A 19,532-nucleotide genomic window follows, 5' to 3' on the forward strand; every position below is an offset into this window, starting at 1 on the left:
TAAATTTGACTTATGTAGAAAAACCAGCCGTTCCAAAAGTAGTAAAATTTGAAGAACCAACTGCTAAAGAACGAACTAAATTAGAAGTAATGCTTAACACAGGTTCCGACATTTACCAAGGAGCTTGCAAAAAAAGAGGATCTACCCTTAAAGATGAATACAGAAAAGTTGCTGGAGTAGCATACATGGACCCTAAAGACATGGCTAAATTAGGTGTCGCTAACTGGGAACATGTGAAAGTTGTTTCTGACTGGGGAGAAGTAATAGTATTCGCTGCTCACTCAAGGGATGCACCTCATGAAGGCACAATATTTATACCAAAAGGACCATGGGCAAATGTAGTAACAAGCCCTGAAACCTACTGCTGTTGTGACCCTACATACAAAGGGATCATGTGTACAGTTGAAAAATCTGAAGAAGACGTTTTATTAATGGCTGACCTTATGAGGGCAACCTACAAAAAATACGTCGATGATAAGGATGAAGAAAGCATCGCCAAACTTACTTCACTTGGAGAGATGCCGGTCTACAAGAAATTATAAGGAGGTTACATAAATGGCAAATTACGAAGAACCAATAACAGACTACGATGAAATCGTAGAAAACTGTACTTGCGCTTTTTGCGGATGTAACTGTGACGATTTAGATTATTTAGTTAAAGATGGGCATGTTGTTGCAGTAAGACATGCTTGCAGACTAGGTGCTAGTAAGATTATGGAAGATATGGACCAGAGATTATTAGTGCCAATGATAAGGAATGAAGAAGGTGAACTTGAAGAAGTTGACTGGGACGCTGCTTTAGATAAAGCTGCAGAACTTATAGCTGGAGCTGTAAGACCTGTATTCTACGGTTGGAGTGAAACTTCAATTGAAACCATGCACCACGGTCTCGAACTTGGTGAATTAGTAGGAGCTGTATTAGACAACCAGGCAACTATCTGCCACGGTCCTTCTATCCAGGCAGTTCAGAATGTAGGATACCCTATTTTCACCCTCGGAGAAGGTAAAAACCGTGCAGACATGGTTGTTTACACTGGAAGTAACGCTATGAACTCTCACCCAAGACACATGGCTAGATACAGTACTTTCCCAAGGGGATACTTCAGGCCAAGGGGAAGATACGACAGAACTGTTGTTACAATGGACCCTAAATACAGTGACACAGCTAAAATGTCAGATGTATGGATTGGGTTTGAACAAAACGGGGACTACGAGTTTTACAACGCTATAAGGGCAGTTTTAAAAGGTAAAAAACTTAAAAAAGATGTAATCTCAGGTATACCTAAAGAAGACATATATGAATTAACCGAAAAAATGAAAAATGCTCAATTCGGTACACTTTACTTCGGTTTAGGTTTAACCCACACATTATCCAAACAGAGAAACATTGACATAGCTATTCAAATGATAGCTGACTTAAACAAATACTCCAAATGGGTACTGATGCCTATGAGGGGTCACTTCAACGTTAACGGGTTCAATATTTTCATGTCTTATGAAACTGGATTCCCATACGGTGTCGACTTCTCAAGAGGATACCAGAGATACATGAACGGGGAAACTAACACTATAGATCTCTTAACAAGGAAAGAATGTGATGTATTCATGGTAATAGCTGCAGATCCAGGAGCACACTACCCTGGAGGAGCTGTTAAACACCTTGCAGAAATTCCAGTCATACAGATAGATATCCACTGGGGACCATCAACTGAAATAGCAGATGTAGTACTTCCAGGATCCTTCATAGGTGTGGAAGCTGCTGGTACCAGTTATAGGATGGACGGTGTTCCAATCTACATGAAAAAAGCTATAGACAAACCTGAAACTTGCAGAGACGATGAATGGATCGTAAAAGAATTATTAGAAAGAGTTAAAAAAATCAAAGCTGAGCAAGGAACTTCACAATCCGAAGAAGGAGCTTTAGCTAAATAGGTGATTTCATGGAATACATACTTAAAAACGGTATTGTTTACGACCCTGCCAACAAGATAGCAGGAGAAAAGAAAGACGTAATGTTTAAGGATGGAAAAATCGTTGACAACGTCTCTTCTGATGCTAAAGTAATTGACGTAACTGACAAAATTGTAATGCCTGCAGGAATTGATCCTCACGCTCACGTAGCAGGACCAAAACTTGTTGTAGGTAGGTTATACAGACCTGAAGATTCAAGAAAAGGTGTAACCGGTAAAAAAGGTGTGGCAAGATCAGAAAGTGGATTTTCCATACCAAGCTGTCCTGCAACAGGATACAGGTACTCTAGAATGGGATACGGAACAGTAACAGAAGCAGCTGTACCTCCACTAGAAGCTAAACACACTCACGAAGAAATAATGGCTATACCTAACCTCGACGTTACTCCACTTGCTCTCTTTGGTAACAACTGGTTTGTAATGCAGTTTGCTAAAGAAGGTAAAATCGACGAGCTCGCAGCATTTATTTCTGCATGGTTAAAACTCACCAAATGTTACGGTGTAAAAATAGTTAACCCATGTGGAAGTGAAGCATGGGGATGGGGTATGAACGTACACGGAATTGACGACCCTGCTCCATACTGGGACGTAACTTCTAGAGAAGTAATAACCGCGCTTGCAAAAGCTAACGAAAAGTTAGGATTACCACATTCAATACACATACACCCTAACAATTTAGGACACCCAGGAAACTACCCAACAACCATAGGATCTTTAGACATAGTCAAAGACGTTGAGAAAAACTCACCTGTCAGAAACCAGACTGTCCACATAACTCACGCTCAGTTCCACTCATACGCTGGTACAAGCTGGAGAGATGTTGAATCTGGTGCAGATTATGTTACAGATTACATAAACAAAAATAAACACGTAACAATGGACGTTGGACAGATAACCCTTGACGAAACCACAACCATGACAGCTGATGCTCCATTTGAATTTGACTTACACCAGCTAAACGGTCTCAAATGGGCTAACAAGGATATTGAACTGGAAACAGCATCTGGTATTGTACCATGTATTTACTCACCAAAAGCTCCAGTTTCAGCTTTCCAGTGGGCTGTTGGATTAGAGTTATTCATGGGAGTCAAAGACCCATGGCAAGTTTGTTTAACAACTGACCACCCTAACGCAGGTCCATTCATAAGATACCCAAGAATCATCTCCTGGTTAATGAGCAGCGAAAGAAGAAATGAAATGATGGACAACAAAGAAGTCCACCCATGGTCTCACAGAAGAACCGCACTCGCAACCATTGACAGGGAATACGACTTCAATGAAATAGCAATCATTACTAGGGCAGGACCAGCTAAAATCTACGGATATCAGGACAGAGGTGAACTCACACCTGGTTACAATGCAGACATAGCTGTATACGACATTAACCCATTTGACATAGACCCATCTAAAGAACCTGCAGCCATAGAAAAAGCATTTGGCTCTGCAATGTACACAATTAAAGATGGTCAAATCATGGTTAAAGACGGTGAAGTTGTAAGCGTCAAACCAAGCCAGACCTTATGGACCAACGTAAAAGGATTAGAAGAAGAAGAAAAATCAGTAATGGAAAGGGTAATGCCTGACTTTACCAGATATTATTCAATTAAATTTGAAAACTATCAGGTATATGACAAATATTTACCTTACCCAATTGAAACAACAATTAATCAAGCAAGTAAATAAGGGGTGTTAAGCTTGAAAACAATAACTTTAGATCAAATAAAGACTTCCCCAATAGCACTGGAATTCGATGAAATAATTCCAGATAACGTATACACTTGGGAAAAAGCAGACTTTGAAAAGTATATGGTGCCAATTGGAAACTCAAGATTCCCACTTACAGACTACTTTACTATAGAAGTGGAAGGAGATGCTGAAAGTGCTGACGATGTAAAAATGGTCATAAATGGAGATTGTGGCAGAGTAAAATACATCGGTAGCAAAATGGGTGCAGGTGAAATCATAGTTAACGGAGACGCGGATTTACACTGCGGAGCTGAGATGACCGGAGGTTCCATCACAGTTAACGGAAATGCAGACAGTTACGCCGGCAGGGAAATGAAGGGAGGATCCCTTACCATCACCGGAAATACCAGAGAATTCTGCGGAGCATCATACATTGGTGACTGGAGAGGAATGAGTGGAGGAACCATAACTCTCCACGGAAACGCTGGTAAACAGCTCGGTGAATGTTTATCCGGTGGTAAAATAATCGTCAAAGGAAACTGTGATATTCTCGCAGGTATCCACATGACCAAAGGTTACATCCAGATCGATGGTGACGTAACCAGGTGGCCTGGTGGACAGATGAAAAACGGTGACATCGTTGTTAACGGAGAACTCGGTCGTTTACTTGAAGGATTTACTCAGGAAGGTATATACGACGATCCTGAAATTGAAGGAGAAGTATTATCCGGAAAATACATAAAATACATCGGTGACATTGCTTTAAACGGAAAAGGCCGATTATGGCTAAATGCTGAAAAGAACAGGGATAAACTCTAGTTCAGCTACTCGAAAATAATTTGAAATCTTAGATTTCATGAGTTTTCAAGGGCCCTGAAAACTCGTTTTCGAGGGACCAGTGAAAGTTTTTAATTTTTGCTGGTCGTTTTTTTTCTTTTTTTAAAAATATAGGACTAATTTTAAAAATTAAAACTTTTAGAAACTTTTATTTTACAGAAAGATCAAGTGATAATCATGGAAACTGAAATAATATTAAGTGCCAATGACGTTGTAGATTACGTCAAAAATGAAGTTAAACAGTATGATATTCTGGAAATTTCTTATAATATGGTTTATGTACCTGGAGAAGTCTTGGATATAGAAGAAGATGAAGAGGATGAAAGCTTAAACCTTACACTTCAATTACAGGGTGAATTGTTGAATGATACAGTCCATCTTGATTTAACAAATATTAAAGATGATATACTGGAAATTCGACATACCAATACCGACGATGAACTTGTTATAATTGTCATTGAAGAAACTTTAAAATAATAGTATACACATACTTCAATGAATATAATGGCCTTAGTTAAGAGGTGATTTTTTATGGAAAAAGAAATAACAATGGATTGTGACGCTGCTATTGAATACATAAAAAATAACGTAAAAACCTATGACAACATAGAATTATCTTATAATAGAGTTTATACTCCTGGAGAAGTTATAAACGTTGAAACTGAATGTTTAAAAGACAGGGAAACTTGCAGTGTAATGGTTCAAGTACAGGGTGACACCTTAAATTCAACCATTGAAATAGACCTGGAAGAGGTAAAAGACGACTTAATTGAAATTAGACATACTCCTAAAGGCCAGGAAAATGTAACTGTAATTGTTATTGACAGATGCGGCGATTAATTAGCACTTTAATAATTAAAGTAATTATGGAGTATAGAACTCCTTTTTATCAATTATTTTGACATTGACAGATTTAAAACTTAAATAGATGTTTTTCCCTTTTTTAATCTTTAATTTTTCACATGAATTTGGGGTTAAAATCCCTTTAAAGTTAATTTGTCCTATTTTAACTTCTATCCAGACTATAGGGCCAACTTTTACAATTTCGTTTACAACTCCTTTAATCTGATTTTGAACAGAGGAAACAAAGGTTTCATTTGAAAAAATAACATTTTCTGGCCTTATACCTACTAAGATTTTACCTGAATCTTCAGATGAATCTGAACTGTATACGATTAAATCAGAATCTAACTTTATTTTAGTTAGAGACCCTTCTTTTTCGATGATTTCGCCTTCAAAAATATTGTGTATACCTACGAAGTCTGCGACAAAGTTGTGGGAAGGTTTTGAAAATACTTCGGTGGGTATATCCTGTTGAAGAATTTTACCTTCTTTCATAACTGCCACTTTATCAGCTAAGTTCCAGACATCATTAAAATTATGAGTTACATGGATGCATGTAGTTTCATAGTCTGCTATTACATTTTTAATTAGCTTTGTAAGGTAGGCATGGGTACTTACATCAACGGCACTGAACGGCTCATCCATAAGCAGTATTCGTGGTTCGACAATAAGGGATCTTGCAATGGCGGTTCTCTGTTTTTCACCGCCGCTTAATGTATCAGGATTTCTATGTAAAAGATGATCAATCTTAAGGAGTTTGGCCATCTTTAAAACTTTAGATTTTATTATTTCTTCGTCTTTTGTTTTCTTTTTCAACCCATAGGATATATTTTCAAAGATGTTCATATGGGGAAAAAGTACATAATCCTGATAAACTATACTTATCCCACGGTTTTCAGGATTTAACTCTGTTATTTCTTTTCCTTCGAGGAATATTTTCCCTTTTTCTGCCCTGTAAAATCCGGCAATTGTTTCTAAGAGGACAGATTTGCCTGAACCAGTGGGGCCGATGATCACCATGTAGCTGTTTTTATCCAGACTTAAATTCACATTGTCAAGGTAAAATTCTTTGAGGTCAACACTTAAATTTTGAACTTCTAAAAACATTGGATCATCCTGTATTTTCGTTTGCATATTTTTCCAGCACGAATATGGCTGCAAATGATATTAATATAAGTATTATGCTCGCTGTTATGGCCATATCTATATTTCCAAGTGATAAATTGTAGTAAATAGCTATTGGTAATGTTTCAGTTCTCAGGTATGTTCCACCGCCCACCAGGAGGACCGCGGCAAATGTTCCTATACAGCGGGCAATTGTAACAACTAACGCGGCGAATATTCCACTTTTAGCAAGGGGAATGGTTATATTTTTAAAGGTTTCGAATTCCCCGTACCCTAAACTTCTGGAAACCAGTTCATATCTGGGGTTAATATAGTTAAATGTGGAGTAAATTATTCTTACAGCATAGGGAAATGCAACAAAGAATTGGGCTATAATTATTCCTGTCGTGGTGAAAACGATATTTATACCCAGGCTCTGCAGAAAATTTCCAAATAAATTGTTTCCAAAGAGCATCAGCAGCGCTATACCTAAAATAATTTCTGGAAATGCCATGGGAAGGTCTAAAATACTTTTCACTATATTTTTAAGCGGGAAATTATATCTGGACAGTGAATAAGCAGTTGGCACAGCTATTAGTATCACGCTTAATGCTGCTATTACTGATGTAGATAAAGTTAGTTTAAATGCAGTTGCCATCTCTTCTGAAAAAAGCGACTGGACGAATCCTTGTAATGACGGCATAAAAAAAAGACTGCCTATAATTATGAATAAAAGTGCGGTAAAAATAAAAGAAATGGAAATAAAGGTTACCTCAAGCTTGCTTTTCATGTAATCACTCTATCGTTGCACTGGTTTATAAAGCTTGATGTCCTCTATTTTTATTGGTTTACAGGTTTAAATCCGTTTTTCTTCCATACTGCCAGACCATCAGATGAAGTTATGTAGTCTTCAAACTGCATAGCAAGGTCCTTATTTTTAGTGAAAGTGGTTAAACCAACACCAATGGTAGCAATGGCATTCTGGTTCTCTGGAATCTGTATTATTTCGATTTTACCTTCAGAAGCACTTGTATTTGCTATATCTTCAGTTACTATGGCCGCATCAACCTGGCCTGATGTGAGGTAGGTTAAGAGCTGGTTTACAGTAGGTGCGTAGACAACGACGTTACTTTTAACTGCAACTAAGTCGCCTGTTTTATTGAGTATTTTTATACTCTGTTTACCGACAGCAGTACCGTTGGTATCTCCTAAAGCAACTTTAATTCCAGATTTACCCAGGTCTTTTACAGAAGTTATATTTTTAGGGTTTCCTTTCTGGACTGCTATGACTGGTATGTGGTATACTATCGGTTTAACAGTACTGTTATCGATGTAACCTTTACTTTTAGCGTTGTCCATAAAGGTCAGGTCTCCTGGAACTACCATGTCTGCACTTTTTTGTGAGCTTAATGTTGCAAAAAGCTCTCCACTGTTACCGTACTGTATATTAACGGTTGTGCCTGGATGTTCTTTTTCAAAATTTGTTTTTAATTCATTCATAGCTTTCATAGTGCCTGCGCCAGCTAAAACAGTGATATTGCCGCTTGCACTGTTCCCGCCTGTTAAGACTCCGCTTGCGTATACGCCTGCAACTATGATGATAACTGCTACGATTGCAATAATTGCGATGTTTTTTGTATCCATAATTCGCCTCCTATTAATACGTCCTAAAAACTGATAAGACTTAATGTGAACTTTATAGAAATGTATATATAAACGTATCGTTATGACTATTTTCCTTAAAGATATAAATATAGGCTTCCCTAACAAATTTAAGGGAATATGAGGTTGTTATACCCGAGTGATGAAAAATGCTATTCAAATTATAACAACTAAAATGAACTGAAAAAACAGATTTGTTTTGAAACAGGTCTTCTGTGCTATTATTAGTTGAAATAAGTATAAAAAAAGAATAATTAATTAAAAAACGTGTACTGCTGTGGCTTTGAAATAGGTCCAGACGGATTTTCCTATATTTAACTCCATATCTAAAAATGACTGCCGGGTTAAAAATACAACCAGCGGTTCGCCTACATCAATAGTTAACTTTATTAATGCTCCAGTATCTACTATTCCTCTAATTGACCCTTTAAAAACGTTTCTAGCACTGGTTTCAACTTTTTGTGTAGATAATATAATATCTTCAGGCCTTACAGTTATGTGAACATGCCCTTGTTTCTGCTCAGTAGAATATATCGATATATTTCCAGTATCTATTATAGTGAGTCTTTCTCCATCTTTTTTAGCGGTACCTTCGATTATATTTTCGGCCCCTACAAAGTCGGCCACGAATTTGTCTGCAGGGTGCCTGAAAATTTCAGTTGAGGTACCAACCTGGGAAATTTCACCATTCCGCATGATTGCTATTCGATCAGCAAGCATAAGTGCTTCATCGAAATTATGGGTGACATGAACAAGGGTCACATCAAATTTTCTATGTATCTCCTTTAATTCCTGCATTAATTCATCTCTAGTTTTTCTGTCCAGTGCACTTAAAGGCTCATCCATAAGTAAAATTTTAGGATAAATGATTAGGGCACGGGCTAAAGCTGTTCGCTGCTGTTCTCCTCCACTTAAAGTTCTCGGCAGGCGGTCTGCAAGGTGGGAAATTTTAAGGAGATCCATCATCTCCTTGACCCTGGTTTTTATTTCTTCGTCCCGGACTTTTCTCACCTTCAACCCAAATGCAATATTTTCGAACACGGTTTTGTGTGGAAAGAGCATGTAATTCTGGTAAACAAAGCCGATTCCTCTTTTTTCTGGGGGAAGAGTTGTAATATCCTTGTTGTCCATGTAAATTTTACCTGAATCAAGGGGCCACATTCCTGCAATTAATTCCAGAAGCATGGTCTTACCAGATCCGCTTGGGCCTAAAATAATGAAGTACTCGCTGTCTTCGACCTGCAGGTTAATGTTATTTATTTTAAATTCTTTCCAATCATTTGAAAGGTTTTCAATTCTTATCATAGGTTCTCCATCCCTTTATAAGCAATCTGACTATAATAAAAAGAGCTAGACATAATGATATGAGAATAACAGCCACTGGTGTTGAACTGGATAAGCCAAAATCCACAAATCTCCTGTAAAGAAGTGTTGACGCTGCTAGCGGGTAATATGCTATAATTAAAATAGATCCAAATTCGCTTATTGCTCTGGCCCAGCACATTATAGAACCAACTACGATACTTCTTAAGGCTAATGGCAGAGTAATAATGAAAAATGTTCTTAGGCTTCCAGAACCTAGTGTTCTAGCTACTTTTTCCATACGGGGGTCAACACTTTCAAATCCTTCTCTTGCAGAGTTTACAACGAAAGAAGAGCTTACAAAAAGCATTGCAATAATAATTCCAGGGATTGCATCTGTGAAGATAAGACCTAACTTGCTTAATGGCGCTCCCAGTATACCTCCTGATGTAAAAACAAGTAAAAGTGCTATACCACTTATGGGATGGGGTATGATAATTGGAACGTCAATTATTGATTCTACAAATCCTTTCCCTGGAAAATCATGTCTTGCCAAAATGTATGCAAGAGGTACTCCAAATAAGAGAGCTAAAATAGTTGCTGCAAGTGCAGAGTATACGCTGACAAATATTGCTTTAATTACTTCGCTGTCTTGAAGATTAGCTACAATCGAGCCAGGATTTGATGAAAATATCAAGTTAACTATAGGAATTAAGATGAATAAAAATAAAAAAGATCCCATAAAAGCAAAGAAAATGGTTGTATAATCTAGTTTCTTCATAACTACTCACTTTAAAATAAGTACCGTTTTATAATTCTTAGTTTTTACTACTATAAATAAATTAAAAAATGTAGGAGAAGTTGTCTCCTAATTAAAGCTATGGTATTATGTGCTGTTTGTTATGTATTGCTGGAGTGCCTCTGGTATATTGGTGGAATCGTTAGTTGCTATTGCAGGTGTTATCGGGTCCTGGAAACTGTTTTGAATTATTTGTGTACCTGTTGGGCTTAATAGGAGCTGCACAAATTCTGTTGCAAGCTGTTTTTGCGGTGCATTGTTCAGCACGGTAATTCCATAGACAATAGGTGATAATTTTATTACTTTTGTTTTATTGGCATCGTTGCTGTCACTGTACTCTACTAAACTTATTTTTTTGTAATCAGATTCATATTGGGTATCATTAAGACTCAATTTGCCGGGGAGAACCATATATTCTACACCTGAATCTTTATGTTGTTCTGCAAGATTTTTGTATACAATTGCATAATCAAGAGCACCTGATTCTAACGAAGGCATTAACTGTGCATCATCATCTTTTATCATGATGTGGGAGCCTGGATTCAGGTTGCCAGGAGCATTTATTACATAACCTGTGTCGTTTTCCTTAACAGTAATGGCAGAATTTTGGCTAATCAAACTATCAAATATTGAACTATCGTTGTAGTATGAATTTGCAAGTTGTATCATCATCACTGCACGGTAACCTGCTGGATCAGAGTTTGGATCGCTGAAACCAAATTTTACGTCTGATTGGTTGAGTATCTGGTACCAATTAGTGCTGTTAAGTTGGCTGCTGTTTTTACTTTTATTGGTGTATGCAATTACCATCTCATTACGTGCATATTTAGCATTCCAACTTGTGTAATTAGGTATTAACCTCTGGTCGATTAGACCGTAATCAGCTGATGCTACGATATCTGCAGTCTTGTTAAGATCAGTTATCTGTCTGATTGCGGATTGGCTTCCGGAGTAATGTACTTCTACATTAACATTCGGTTGTTGGGTTTTGAATTCTTTTATTGTTTCATTTAATTGTGATGCAAGGCTGTCTGCTGCATATATTACTATAGTACCGCTTTCTGATGAAGTTGAATATGTATTGTATCCATACACTCCAATTGCGGCAACAGCAATTATTACAATAGCTATTATCGCTATATTCCTGTTGTTCATAGTTTTGCCTCCTTATTATAGATAATATTGGTTTAAAAGAAACGGATCTTTTCAAAAAGATAGACCTCTTTTTTCATATTTGCGAACAGAATATATAAACATATCGAATAAGCCCTTTATTTTAAAAAATAAGGAATCTGGTCTATTTTCTGCTGTTTATGATTTTAACAAATTAACGCGCGTTATATTTGTTAGGGAGGCCTATAAAAAATTTGGTTATGTCTAATTGGATAAAAAATGAATAAAAATATGAATTATATGGTTAAAATCCATTTAATTGTTATTTTAAACTTTAATTTATGTATATTTTATTATCTGGACGATTATAACTTCTTAATTAATTTGCAGATCGTCTTCAGAACCACCAGTTAGGTCGCTGTTGTAATATTGGAATTGATGGTAATCTGTAATTCCACGTTTGACACTACTTTTCCTGACCATGCTGCTACTATTTTGTTTTTTATAAGATTTCTTGCACTTATTTTCATAATATTCTCCTATTAAATTAAGTATGGATTGTACTTGGAGTATTATGAAATTTGGAAAAAAAAGAAGAATTGAAACTTGAAAATCAATGGATGGTGTTGACTATGAAACTCCAGGCTATAATAAATTTAACAGGAGGTAAAGCCCTGCAATAAAGATTATGGCTCCAGATCCTATTCTTATCCATTTGGAGTATGTGATTAATCTTTCAAAATTCAATTTTGAAGCAAAAATTCCTATAAGTAGTAAGGTTAAGGAATATCCTGCGGCAAATAATGCCATATTAACTGTAGTGTACACTAAATTTCCAGTAGATGCGCTGTAAGTTGCTATAGCTACTATGTATGGGCCGTAACAGGGGGACCATGCAAGGCATGTCAGAAAACCTAGCATAAATGATCCCGTGTTTTTGCTATTACTTTTAGGAGTGTAAGAATGTTTAAAAATGTTTTTGTCAATGATAAAAAATATTCCAACTCCAATTAGAAGTAATGCTGCAGTTATTCTAAAATATAAGAGATAATAATTTATTGCAGCTGTAAATAAAACAGTTAGTACGGTTATAATTGTAAAAACTAAAAAAAATCCGAGGATGAACGCGGTTGTTTGTGAAAATTTCTTCTTTAGAATGGAATGCCCCACAATTATTGGTATAAGGGGCAGTACGCAGGGCGAAATTACTGATGCTGCACCTGTAAAAAAAGAAATTAAAAAGCCTATATTCATGTCATGCTCCATTAAAGCCAATTTAGCAATTGATCGGCTGATACATATCCTTCCTGCCTTTTTATCTCCTGACCATTTGAATTTAGAATGACCAGCGTAGGAAGTTCGTATATTTTGTATTGTGATGATAAATTGGGGTTCTGATTTGTATCGATCTTAACTGCTACATAATCCTGGCTGAGTTTTTTCTCGACACTTAAATCAGAAAGTGTGTTTTCACTAAGTTGCTTACAGTAAGAACACCCTTCACCGTAGAAATCTATGAAGATGGATTTATTGGTATTTTTGGCTTCTTGAAGCGCTGAATTTAAATCGGTGTGCCAGTTTACGCTAACATTGGATTGATCACTAGTTACAATGGACTGTCCGAACACCGCTAAAACTACTGCAGTGGCCGCCAGAATAACCCCCAGACAAATAAAGAATTTATTCATATTTTCACCATGATATTTAACTTATACTACTTTCTTTTAATGAAATGGTGGGGAGTCACTGTAATCATTATTTAAGTTCTGATTATTGCAGTATACTCCTTGATTTCACTAGGGATTACTCCCTGAAATTCAGTAATTTCTTATTGTATTTTCACTTAAGACATGTGGTAGTCTTAACTTATCATGCTGGAATTCATTCCAGACCCTTTCAGGAGTTTAGTAACATCATCATCGCTTAGATCATAATGGTAGAATTCAGAATAGAATTCTTTAACTTCACCTGTTAAGTCTAAATTCTTGAATTTGTCAGGATAAAGTATTTTAGCAGTCCATGGAATTCCAATAATCATATTTGCACCATCTGGTTGGCCAAACCATTTGAAAGGACCCTGTGGAGCAAGATACACTCTTTTATTTTTGACGGCAGTTATTTCATTCCAGCTGGAATTCTTGTAAACATTTGAATAAAATGTTGAGTCTGAAGTTATAATAACATCGGGATTCCATTTTAAAACCTGTTCCATGGATACGCTGACCATTCCTTCTCCCCCCGCCTGAGCACTAACCACATTTTTTCCACCACAAAGCTCAATTAATTGTGTATGTGCAGAGCCTGAAGGAGCGGTTTGAAGTCCATTAGAACCACGGGCATAATAAACAGTTACTTTTGCACTGTCTGATATGCCGGATACGCCACTTTTAACTTCTTTTTGAACTTTAGAGTTGAATTCATTTAATTTTTGGGCTTCGTTTTGTTTTCCAAGTACTTTTCCGAGGAACTCAATGGAAGAGCTAAATGCGGTAACATTACTGGTATCAGCTACACCAACATCGGGTATTGAACCTAGTTGTTTCTGTCTTGCGGTGAGGGTGGCCACAGTTGCCGCATCTTCAGATCCAGAATTGGATGTTGAAACGCTGTCAAATATCACATCAGGGTTCATAGATATGTATTGTTCGTAATCAGCAGTTTGTGATCCGTACCATCCTCCCGCTGATGGTAAGTTTTTATATTGATCAGGCATGTATGCCTGTTCTTCAGCTGTTGTCTGGTAATTAAAAGCGAGTAGCTTCTCAGGAGCTAGCATATATACCATGATTGTTGTAGTTGGAGAAGTTGCCAGCACATGGTTTACAGGATACGGAACAGTCAATGTTCTGTTAGCCATATCTGTTATGGTGGTGTTGCCTCCCATTGAGAGATATCCATTCTCTGTTAGATAGTGCCCTCCCACTGATGCTGTTATTAAGAATAGTGCTGCAATTAAAATAAAATAATTCTTCATTTCATCACTCTCATAATTTATTGTAAAGTATCATTTTTCATCAAATTTGGCCATTTATAATGATTTTCAAGTATTCCTCATTAATTTTCTAGATTTAATGCATTATATCATTTATATTCTTTAAAATCAAGGAAGCATTGGTTAATCTGATTTTTATGCATCCAATAAGCTACTGACTGACCATGATAAGCTTACCCGTTTTAGGGTCTTTATAAACCGTTCCCATCTGTTGGTAATTATTGCCTGACCCTGATTGATTACCTGGAGTATCATTGATGGTTTGGCCCGTGCTAACTGAAACTGAATTTGGGCTAGACCCTGATGATGACTCTGAAAATAATGTAGGATTGCTCTGTAACGCCATGATAGCAAATATCATAAATCCAAGTGCCAGAACCAACATACAGTCTGTCAGGCTGCCCATTCCTGAGGAGGGATCATCATCATCTTCATATTCTAAAAACTTCCTTTTTCTTGGCATTTGTCCAGAACCTCCAGCGTTGAATCAACTATTGCGTCTAAAATGGATAAATCATCAGCATACCATTTTTTCCTGTATCTTGATATGATAAAACCTACTGAACCAGCTGCTAAACCTGCTATTGTGGTATTAAATGCTAATATTAAAGCTTGTGCTAATGAATTTATATCTCCAGTTCCAAGTGCAGATAATCCGGGACCTAATGGGATTAAAGTCCCCATAAGTCCCATAGTTGGGCCTAATCTTACTAATATATCTGTTCTTTGAGTTATATTTGAAAATTTGAGTTCTTCTTCCTCAATTAACTTTGTAGCAAGTGCTCTTCTTGATTTTGAACCAATGTCATGGTTGGAAATAATTTTTACCAGCACTTTTTTCTGGTCAACAGGGAGCTCACTGTCCTGAACGTGTTTCGCCATTTCTTCAGGATTAGCTGATTTTGAGATGGCTCTTATCAAAGCTTCTGTTTTTTCCACATCGAATTTTGATTTTGAAAACTTTTCGGTTAAAAAACTCCCTAAACTTAAAACTGCATATACTATAAAGGCTAGAAGAACTAATATGACGGGTATAAGCAAGCTTTGAGCTATTAAATATAATAAATTACTTAAAATTTCGCTTCCAATAATTTGCATTAAAATCACCTGATTTATTCAACTGTTGTGTGTATTTAAGACATTATTCTGATTTTTTGGCTTTTTTGGTTTTGTTAAACGCTGTTAACTTTATTCTTTGCAGGATATCTTCTGTGCTTGTAATCCCCTCTCCTTTTAAGTAAGCTCCTATTAAGAAAATCCCGATCAATCCCATTATAAGGAAAATAAGTGATGAAATATCTGAATTTATGGATAATGCGCTTGTTTGAACTGAAGATAATTCCGCAATGTTTGGAATAAGTGCCGCGCTTATTAAAAAATAAAATCCATTTAAAATCATGAAATTTCCAAGTAAAACCGGATAAGGCATTTCTGCATGCTTTAAAATTTTAGAAAATGAATATAATCCCATTATTGCTAAAATTAATGCAATACCCATAAATAAATTGAACTCAAGGAAAGACGTCGTTATTTCTTTACTTAAAAGTACTGCAGTGGACATAAATCCTGCAAAGTAACATACCGATGAGGACAACATGGCCACTGATTGAAGGGGGTAAATTTCTCTTTTTGTTTCTTTCCATTTTTTGATGGTGTAAATCCCACTTAAAAGGGTTATAACACCTATAATTCCAAGTAATGCAAAAATATAGTAATTAATAGTGCTGTATAATGTGCTGTTTAAAAAATTGGCCAGTATGATTATGATCAGCGTGACTAAACCATATGATATTGAAAGGGAAATGGCCTCCTTTTTGCGGATCTCTGTAAGGCCCATTGCAAGGCCAATATTAACACCAAATAATAAAACCAAGGATACGATTAAACATTCCCATACTAGTTCTGCCATTGTTAACATCTCGTAATATAATAATTAATTGATTTTTTTATTTTGAAAGATTTTCACTGTTTTACAATTGATTAAAATCTATTGATCAATCTTAGCTCGATAGGGATATATAAACATATCGCATGAAGGAAAATCAATGGTTATTAAAAAATATTAAACTTTAATAAAATGATATGTTCTAAATAATTCATTAAAATCAATTTTAATAAATAAGTCTGTTAGAGTTTAAAAAAATAAGAATGGAATTATGATTTTTTACCTATTCGTCTATAACCTGATAATATGATCCAGTAAAACAGGAAGTACAGTAAGCTTTTCCTCCTTTCAGGTGATGTTTTCCATCCATTACAACTTCACCGCAGTCAGCACATGTTACTATTTCCAGTGGTTTTCCAGGTAAATCATTGGGATCGATTTTAACCGATACTTTTTGAATTTCAAATAGTTCCTCTGCAGGAGTTTTGTTTATTCTTTCTATAAGCTCTTCTGTTGTTTCATTTTCGTCTCTATCTTTTTTATTAGCACCTAAATCTACAACACGGATTGCTTCACCAGTATCTATATTGACGAATGTGGCCGCGAATTTACCGTAGTGCATTGGTTTTAAGGACTTTTTACCTAAGGATGTTCTTGTTACAGATAAGACTGCATCAGAAATACACCTGTCAATTTCAGTAAAGACTATCAATCTTTTATCTTTCTGTCCAGGTGTCATTCCCATTGTTTCCATGCCGTACATGGCTAATTTTGTTCCCATAACGATTCCGCCGCATATATCGCCGTGAAACTCTCCAGCTTTCTTTAATAATTCCATATAGTCACTCATATTATCACTGTTTTTTTTGTTTATTTAAGAGCAATTATTCTTGATCCAGTTAGAACTAGTATAAAATTTTTATAGTAATTCTATAACTGTTAACATCTTGTAATATATTGATAATGGCTCTTTTAGTTTTTTAAGCTAATATTATTAGTTTAGATTTAATATAGCTCGATAGGGATATATAAACATATCGCAGGTGTGGTGTATCATTTGAAAGATAGTGATATCCTATAGTTTTGGACTGTGAAAATTAGTAAACGCAAGATATTTGTTTTTAAAACGCTTTAATCTTAAAACAAAGTAGAATTCCATCTAAAAAAAATAAATCCTCAAAAATCCCTTATCTGGGAATTTTTGAGTGAATAATTGAAACTGCAGTTTTAGTATCCTGTAACGTATTTGTACTGTATTTTACCGTTGTTGTTGAATGTTACTTTTTTGGTTCCTTTGGATGTGACCTGAGCTTTGACTTTGAAAGTGTAGTATTTTCCTGCAGGTACAGTGAAAGTCCATGTTTTAGTAACTTTATTGTAAACTGCTGGGTAGTTAACTGAGATCAATTTCATGCCTTTAGGTAATGTTATTTTAACTTTAACAGTTCCAGATTTGTCTTTTCCAGAGTTTTTCACTGTGGTTCCTAAGTAAACGTATTTACCGGTTTTAACTTTGGAGCTGGTGAGGACTGCGTTGGAATAAGCCAGGTTAATGTACTTATTTATGGTTGTCTGTACTGCGTTTGAGTATGCGGGGTCTGTATTGTTTCCAGTTATTTTTGCCTGGGATTTTGTTATTCCTGACAGTTTAGCCTTGGCAGTTACGTATAATGTAAGTGTTTCTCCTGCATTTAAGTTGCCTATGTTCCATACGCTGTTGTAATATGACCCCCTGGTAGGCTTTGCGTAACTTGAATAGTATGTAGGGGAAAGTATATTGCTTACTTTAACGTTGGTGGCATTTTTCTTGCCGCTGTTTTTAACTGTAATTTTATAAGTTATTGTATCTCCATTTTTTATAATGGATCTGCTGACACTGGAGGTAGCTGAAATATTCGCCTTTAAAGTTGGAATATCTGAATCATTAACTGCAAATGAATTTTTCAGCGCGGTATTAAAGCTGGAATATGGAGCTATAACAAAGATACTATTGTTAGTAGCTTTATATGTGCAGTTAGTGAAATTGGCAGTTGCTGTTCCATTTACAACTAGAATTTCTTTCCAGATGTCGCTTATATCAGCTGAACCTTTGGATATATTATTTTTATTCAAGAAGAATGTGACATAAAATGAACCTAAACCATTGGCTGTTAATCCTGTGTCTTTGTCAACAAAGGAAACGCTGAATATGCCTGGGGATGATTGACTAATATTGCCCATTATTACATCACCTAAGATATGTGCCGATGGGCACAATCGTTTTAAACCCCCAAAACAGTTTTCTTTTAGCCATACTTCTTTTCTTACAATGTTTCCATCTACTTCTACGTACCTTACCACATCTCTAAAGGTATGTCCAGTTATATAATTATTTTCAATATTCTGGGTGGTTTCAGTTAATTCGTTTACTCCTATATCATCGCAGATACCTAAATACCCATTTTCGTAAATGAAGTTACCTGTGATGTTAAGACCGGAAATTGTTGAATTAATATAAATTCCATATCCTGTATCTGCAGTTTTATTATTTAATGAGATGGCATTATTTTTTATAGTAACATTATTACATGATTCTAGAAGGTTTATTCCGGAATTTAAGTTACGGGTAATGTTATTATAAGTTATAACAGTATTAGAAACATTTTCTCCAAATAGAATTCCGTTTTCAGCGTTAGCTGTTATTAAATTGCTTAAAATACGGCTTAGGCTTGAATTTGATATTTTGATTCCTGAGATCGATTGTGTCAATGTATTGTTTTTCACAGTTATATTGCCGCTTCCAAAGACATTGATTCCTGTCCCGTCGCTGCAAATTATTGTATTGTTCAATATATTCACGTTACTGGTGCCGTTGATGTTTATGCCGTATCCCTGGTTATTGTTGTTTATTTTGAATCCTGAAATGTTAGTCCCTGCTGCTGCGTTGTTAATGGAAAATGCAGCAAGATTATCTGATCCCTGCGGTGCTTCCATGGGACACGCATATAGCTGTGTTCCAACACGGCTTACTATATTTAATGGTTTGTTTATCGAGAGGTGGATGTGTGTATACTGTGGTCCTGTAAACAGTATCGTATCTCCGGGGTTTGCATTATTAATAATGTTCTGGATGTTTGTGTTTGTCTGCATCCCCATATCTGCTTCATTTATGGTCCATGTCGCTGCAGACACTGGTTCGCTAAATGCAACGTTCATGGTCATTATGCTGATTACAATAAGAGGTAGCAGCAGCCATTTATTAAATTTAATATAAACTCCTCCTTTAGTAAATAAAATATTTAAAATAGCTAATTTAAAAAATAAAATAGAAATAGTCTTCTTTTAATAGAAGACTAATTT

The 19,532-nt window shown here is 35.9% G+C and carries 20 protein-coding genes; 6 read left to right on the plus strand and 14 right to left on the minus strand.

What is annotated here, in order from left to right:
* The first annotated feature begins 5 nt into the window (after positions 1–5).
* From EJ01_RS05475 to EJ01_RS05500, 6 genes are all read left to right on the plus strand, one after another.
* On the plus strand, positions 6–542 hold the full coding sequence (locus EJ01_RS05475) for a molybdopterin dinucleotide binding domain-containing protein (protein WP_084689147.1): 537 nt from the start codon (positions 6–8) through the stop codon (positions 540–542).
* A 13-nt stretch (positions 543–555) separates the two neighbouring features.
* Complete coding sequence (locus EJ01_RS05480) at positions 556–1,932, plus strand: formylmethanofuran dehydrogenase subunit B (protein WP_048081393.1); 1,377 nt, start codon at positions 556–558, stop codon at positions 1,930–1,932.
* 8 nt (positions 1,933–1,940) lie between these two features.
* Complete coding sequence (locus EJ01_RS05485) at positions 1,941–3,653, plus strand: formylmethanofuran dehydrogenase subunit A (RefSeq protein WP_048081394.1); 1,713 nt, start codon at positions 1,941–1,943, stop codon at positions 3,651–3,653.
* Between the two features lie 3 nt (positions 3,654–3,656).
* On the plus strand, positions 3,657–4,475 hold the full coding sequence (locus EJ01_RS05490) for a formylmethanofuran dehydrogenase subunit C (RefSeq protein ID WP_048081395.1): 819 nt from the start codon (positions 3,657–3,659) through the stop codon (positions 4,473–4,475).
* Positions 4,476–4,670: 195 nt separating this feature from the next.
* On the plus strand, positions 4,671–4,970 hold the full coding sequence (locus EJ01_RS05495) for a DUF2097 domain-containing protein (RefSeq protein WP_048081396.1): 300 nt from the start codon (positions 4,671–4,673) through the stop codon (positions 4,968–4,970).
* A 54-nt stretch (positions 4,971–5,024) separates the two neighbouring features.
* Complete coding sequence (locus EJ01_RS05500) at positions 5,025–5,333, plus strand: DUF2097 domain-containing protein (RefSeq protein WP_048081397.1); 309 nt, start codon at positions 5,025–5,027, stop codon at positions 5,331–5,333.
* A gap of 24 nt (positions 5,334–5,357) precedes the next feature.
* Here the strand turns inward: EJ01_RS05500 and EJ01_RS05505 are convergent, their stop codons facing one another.
* The 14 genes from EJ01_RS05505 to EJ01_RS05570 all read right to left on the minus strand — a co-directional run bounded on the left by EJ01_RS05505 (position 5,358) and on the right by EJ01_RS05570 (position 19,388).
* Complete coding sequence (locus EJ01_RS05505) at positions 5,358–6,470, minus strand: ATP-binding cassette domain-containing protein (RefSeq protein WP_245611156.1); 1,113 nt, start codon at positions 6,468–6,470, stop codon at positions 5,358–5,360.
* Positions 6,448–7,230 carry an ABC transporter permease gene (locus EJ01_RS05510; protein WP_048081398.1) on the minus strand — a complete coding sequence of 261 codons (783 nt, stop codon included), beginning with the start codon at positions 7,228–7,230 and terminating at the stop codon, positions 6,448–6,450. Before EJ01_RS05510 ends, EJ01_RS05505 begins: the two co-directional genes overlap by 23 nt.
* 50 nt (positions 7,231–7,280) lie before the next feature.
* Positions 7,281–8,084: a molybdate ABC transporter substrate-binding protein gene (modA, locus tag EJ01_RS05515; RefSeq protein WP_048081399.1), complete on the minus strand. Its 804-nt coding sequence runs from the start codon at positions 8,082–8,084 to the stop codon at positions 7,281–7,283.
* 276 nt (positions 8,085–8,360) lie between these two features.
* Positions 8,361–9,407: a tungstate ABC transporter ATP-binding protein WtpC gene (gene wtpC, locus EJ01_RS05520; RefSeq protein ID WP_048081400.1), complete on the minus strand. Its 1,047-nt coding sequence runs from the start codon at positions 9,405–9,407 to the stop codon at positions 8,361–8,363.
* Positions 9,394–10,185, minus strand: a complete 792-nt coding sequence (wtpB, locus tag EJ01_RS05525) for a tungstate ABC transporter permease WtpB (RefSeq protein ID WP_048081401.1) — start codon at positions 10,183–10,185, stop codon at positions 9,394–9,396. The genes wtpC and wtpB overlap by 14 nt, the downstream gene beginning before the upstream one ends.
* A gap of 105 nt (positions 10,186–10,290) precedes the next feature.
* Complete coding sequence (gene wtpA, locus EJ01_RS05530) at positions 10,291–11,358, minus strand: tungstate ABC transporter substrate-binding protein WtpA (RefSeq protein WP_048081402.1); 1,068 nt, start codon at positions 11,356–11,358, stop codon at positions 10,291–10,293.
* Between the two features lie 603 nt (positions 11,359–11,961).
* On the minus strand, positions 11,962–12,570 hold the full coding sequence (locus EJ01_RS05535; protein WP_048081403.1) for a cytochrome c biogenesis CcdA family protein: 609 nt from the start codon (positions 12,568–12,570) through the stop codon (positions 11,962–11,964).
* 11 nt (positions 12,571–12,581) lie between these two features.
* The gene (locus EJ01_RS05540) at positions 12,582–12,944 is read right to left on the minus strand and encodes a thioredoxin family protein (RefSeq protein WP_169740434.1); all 363 of its coding nucleotides are present in this window, start codon (positions 12,942–12,944) and stop codon (positions 12,582–12,584) included.
* A 233-nt stretch (positions 12,945–13,177) separates the two neighbouring features.
* On the minus strand, positions 13,178–14,290 hold the full coding sequence (locus tag EJ01_RS05545) for an iron ABC transporter substrate-binding protein (protein WP_052375876.1): 1,113 nt from the start codon (positions 14,288–14,290) through the stop codon (positions 13,178–13,180).
* A 169-nt stretch (positions 14,291–14,459) separates the two neighbouring features.
* Positions 14,460–14,771: a DUF2149 domain-containing protein gene (locus tag EJ01_RS05550; protein WP_048081405.1), complete on the minus strand. Its 312-nt coding sequence runs from the start codon at positions 14,769–14,771 to the stop codon at positions 14,460–14,462.
* Positions 14,747–15,406: a MotA/TolQ/ExbB proton channel family protein gene (locus EJ01_RS05555; protein ID WP_048081406.1), complete on the minus strand. Its 660-nt coding sequence runs from the start codon at positions 15,404–15,406 to the stop codon at positions 14,747–14,749. The genes EJ01_RS05550 and EJ01_RS05555 overlap by 25 nt, the downstream gene beginning before the upstream one ends.
* Before the next feature lie 43 nt (positions 15,407–15,449).
* A complete protein-coding gene (locus tag EJ01_RS05560; protein WP_048081407.1) occupies positions 15,450–16,217 on the minus strand; it encodes a DUF2162 domain-containing protein in 768 nt (255 codons plus the stop codon).
* A 259-nt stretch (positions 16,218–16,476) separates the two neighbouring features.
* A complete protein-coding gene (locus EJ01_RS05565; RefSeq protein WP_084689159.1) occupies positions 16,477–17,031 on the minus strand; it encodes an FmdE family protein in 555 nt (184 codons plus the stop codon).
* Positions 17,032–17,420: 389 nt separating this feature from the next.
* Entirely contained in the window at positions 17,421–19,388 is a 1,968-nt protein-coding gene (locus EJ01_RS05570) for a right-handed parallel beta-helix repeat-containing protein (protein WP_048192856.1), read from the minus strand.
* Between the last annotated feature and the right edge of the window lie 144 nt (positions 19,389–19,532).

Origin of the sequence: Methanobacterium veterum (assembly GCF_000745485.1) — an archaeon.
GTDB lineage: Archaea > Methanobacteriota > Methanobacteria > Methanobacteriales > Methanobacteriaceae > Methanobacterium_D > Methanobacterium_D veterum.

What these genes read in the sequence shown, in the direction of transcription:
- EJ01_RS05545 (WP_052375876.1), bottom strand. Translation starts at nt 14,290, where the DNA reads ATGAAGAATTATTTTATTTTAATTGCAGCACTATTCTTAATAACAGCA.
- EJ01_RS05495 (WP_048081396.1), top strand. Translation starts at nt 4,671, where the DNA reads ATGGAAACTGAAATAATATTAAGTGCCAATGACGTTGTAGATTACGTC.
- modA (WP_048081399.1), bottom strand. Translation starts at nt 8,084, where the DNA reads ATGGATACAAAAAACATCGCAATTATTGCAATCGTAGCAGTTATCATC.
- EJ01_RS05565 (WP_084689159.1), bottom strand. Translation starts at nt 17,031, where the DNA reads ATGGAATTATTAAAGAAAGCTGGAGAGTTTCACGGCGATATATGCGGC.
- EJ01_RS05555 (WP_048081406.1), bottom strand. Translation starts at nt 15,406, where the DNA reads ATGCAAATTATTGGAAGCGAAATTTTAAGTAATTTATTATATTTAATA.
- EJ01_RS05510 (WP_048081398.1), bottom strand. Translation starts at nt 7,230, where the DNA reads ATGAAAAGCAAGCTTGAGGTAACCTTTATTTCCATTTCTTTTATTTTT.
- wtpB (WP_048081401.1), bottom strand. Translation starts at nt 10,185, where the DNA reads ATGAAGAAACTAGATTATACAACCATTTTCTTTGCTTTTATGGGATCT.
- EJ01_RS05480 (WP_048081393.1), top strand. Translation starts at nt 556, where the DNA reads ATGGCAAATTACGAAGAACCAATAACAGACTACGATGAAATCGTAGAA.
- EJ01_RS05535 (WP_048081403.1), bottom strand. Translation starts at nt 12,570, where the DNA reads ATGAATATAGGCTTTTTAATTTCTTTTTTTACAGGTGCAGCATCAGTA.
- EJ01_RS05500 (WP_048081397.1), top strand. Translation starts at nt 5,025, where the DNA reads ATGGAAAAAGAAATAACAATGGATTGTGACGCTGCTATTGAATACATA.
- EJ01_RS05560 (WP_048081407.1), bottom strand. Translation starts at nt 16,217, where the DNA reads ATGGCAGAACTAGTATGGGAATGTTTAATCGTATCCTTGGTTTTATTA.
- wtpC (WP_048081400.1), bottom strand. Translation starts at nt 9,407, where the DNA reads ATGATAAGAATTGAAAACCTTTCAAATGATTGGAAAGAATTTAAAATA.
- EJ01_RS05505 (WP_245611156.1), bottom strand. Translation starts at nt 6,470, where the DNA reads ATGCAAACGAAAATACAGGATGATCCAATGTTTTTAGAAGTTCAAAAT.
- EJ01_RS05570 (WP_048192856.1), bottom strand. Translation starts at nt 19,388, where the DNA reads ATGAACGTTGCATTTAGCGAACCAGTGTCTGCAGCGACATGGACCATA.
- EJ01_RS05485 (WP_048081394.1), top strand. Translation starts at nt 1,941, where the DNA reads ATGGAATACATACTTAAAAACGGTATTGTTTACGACCCTGCCAACAAG.
- EJ01_RS05550 (WP_048081405.1), bottom strand. Translation starts at nt 14,771, where the DNA reads ATGCCAAGAAAAAGGAAGTTTTTAGAATATGAAGATGATGATGATCCC.
- wtpA (WP_048081402.1), bottom strand. Translation starts at nt 11,358, where the DNA reads ATGAACAACAGGAATATAGCGATAATAGCTATTGTAATAATTGCTGTT.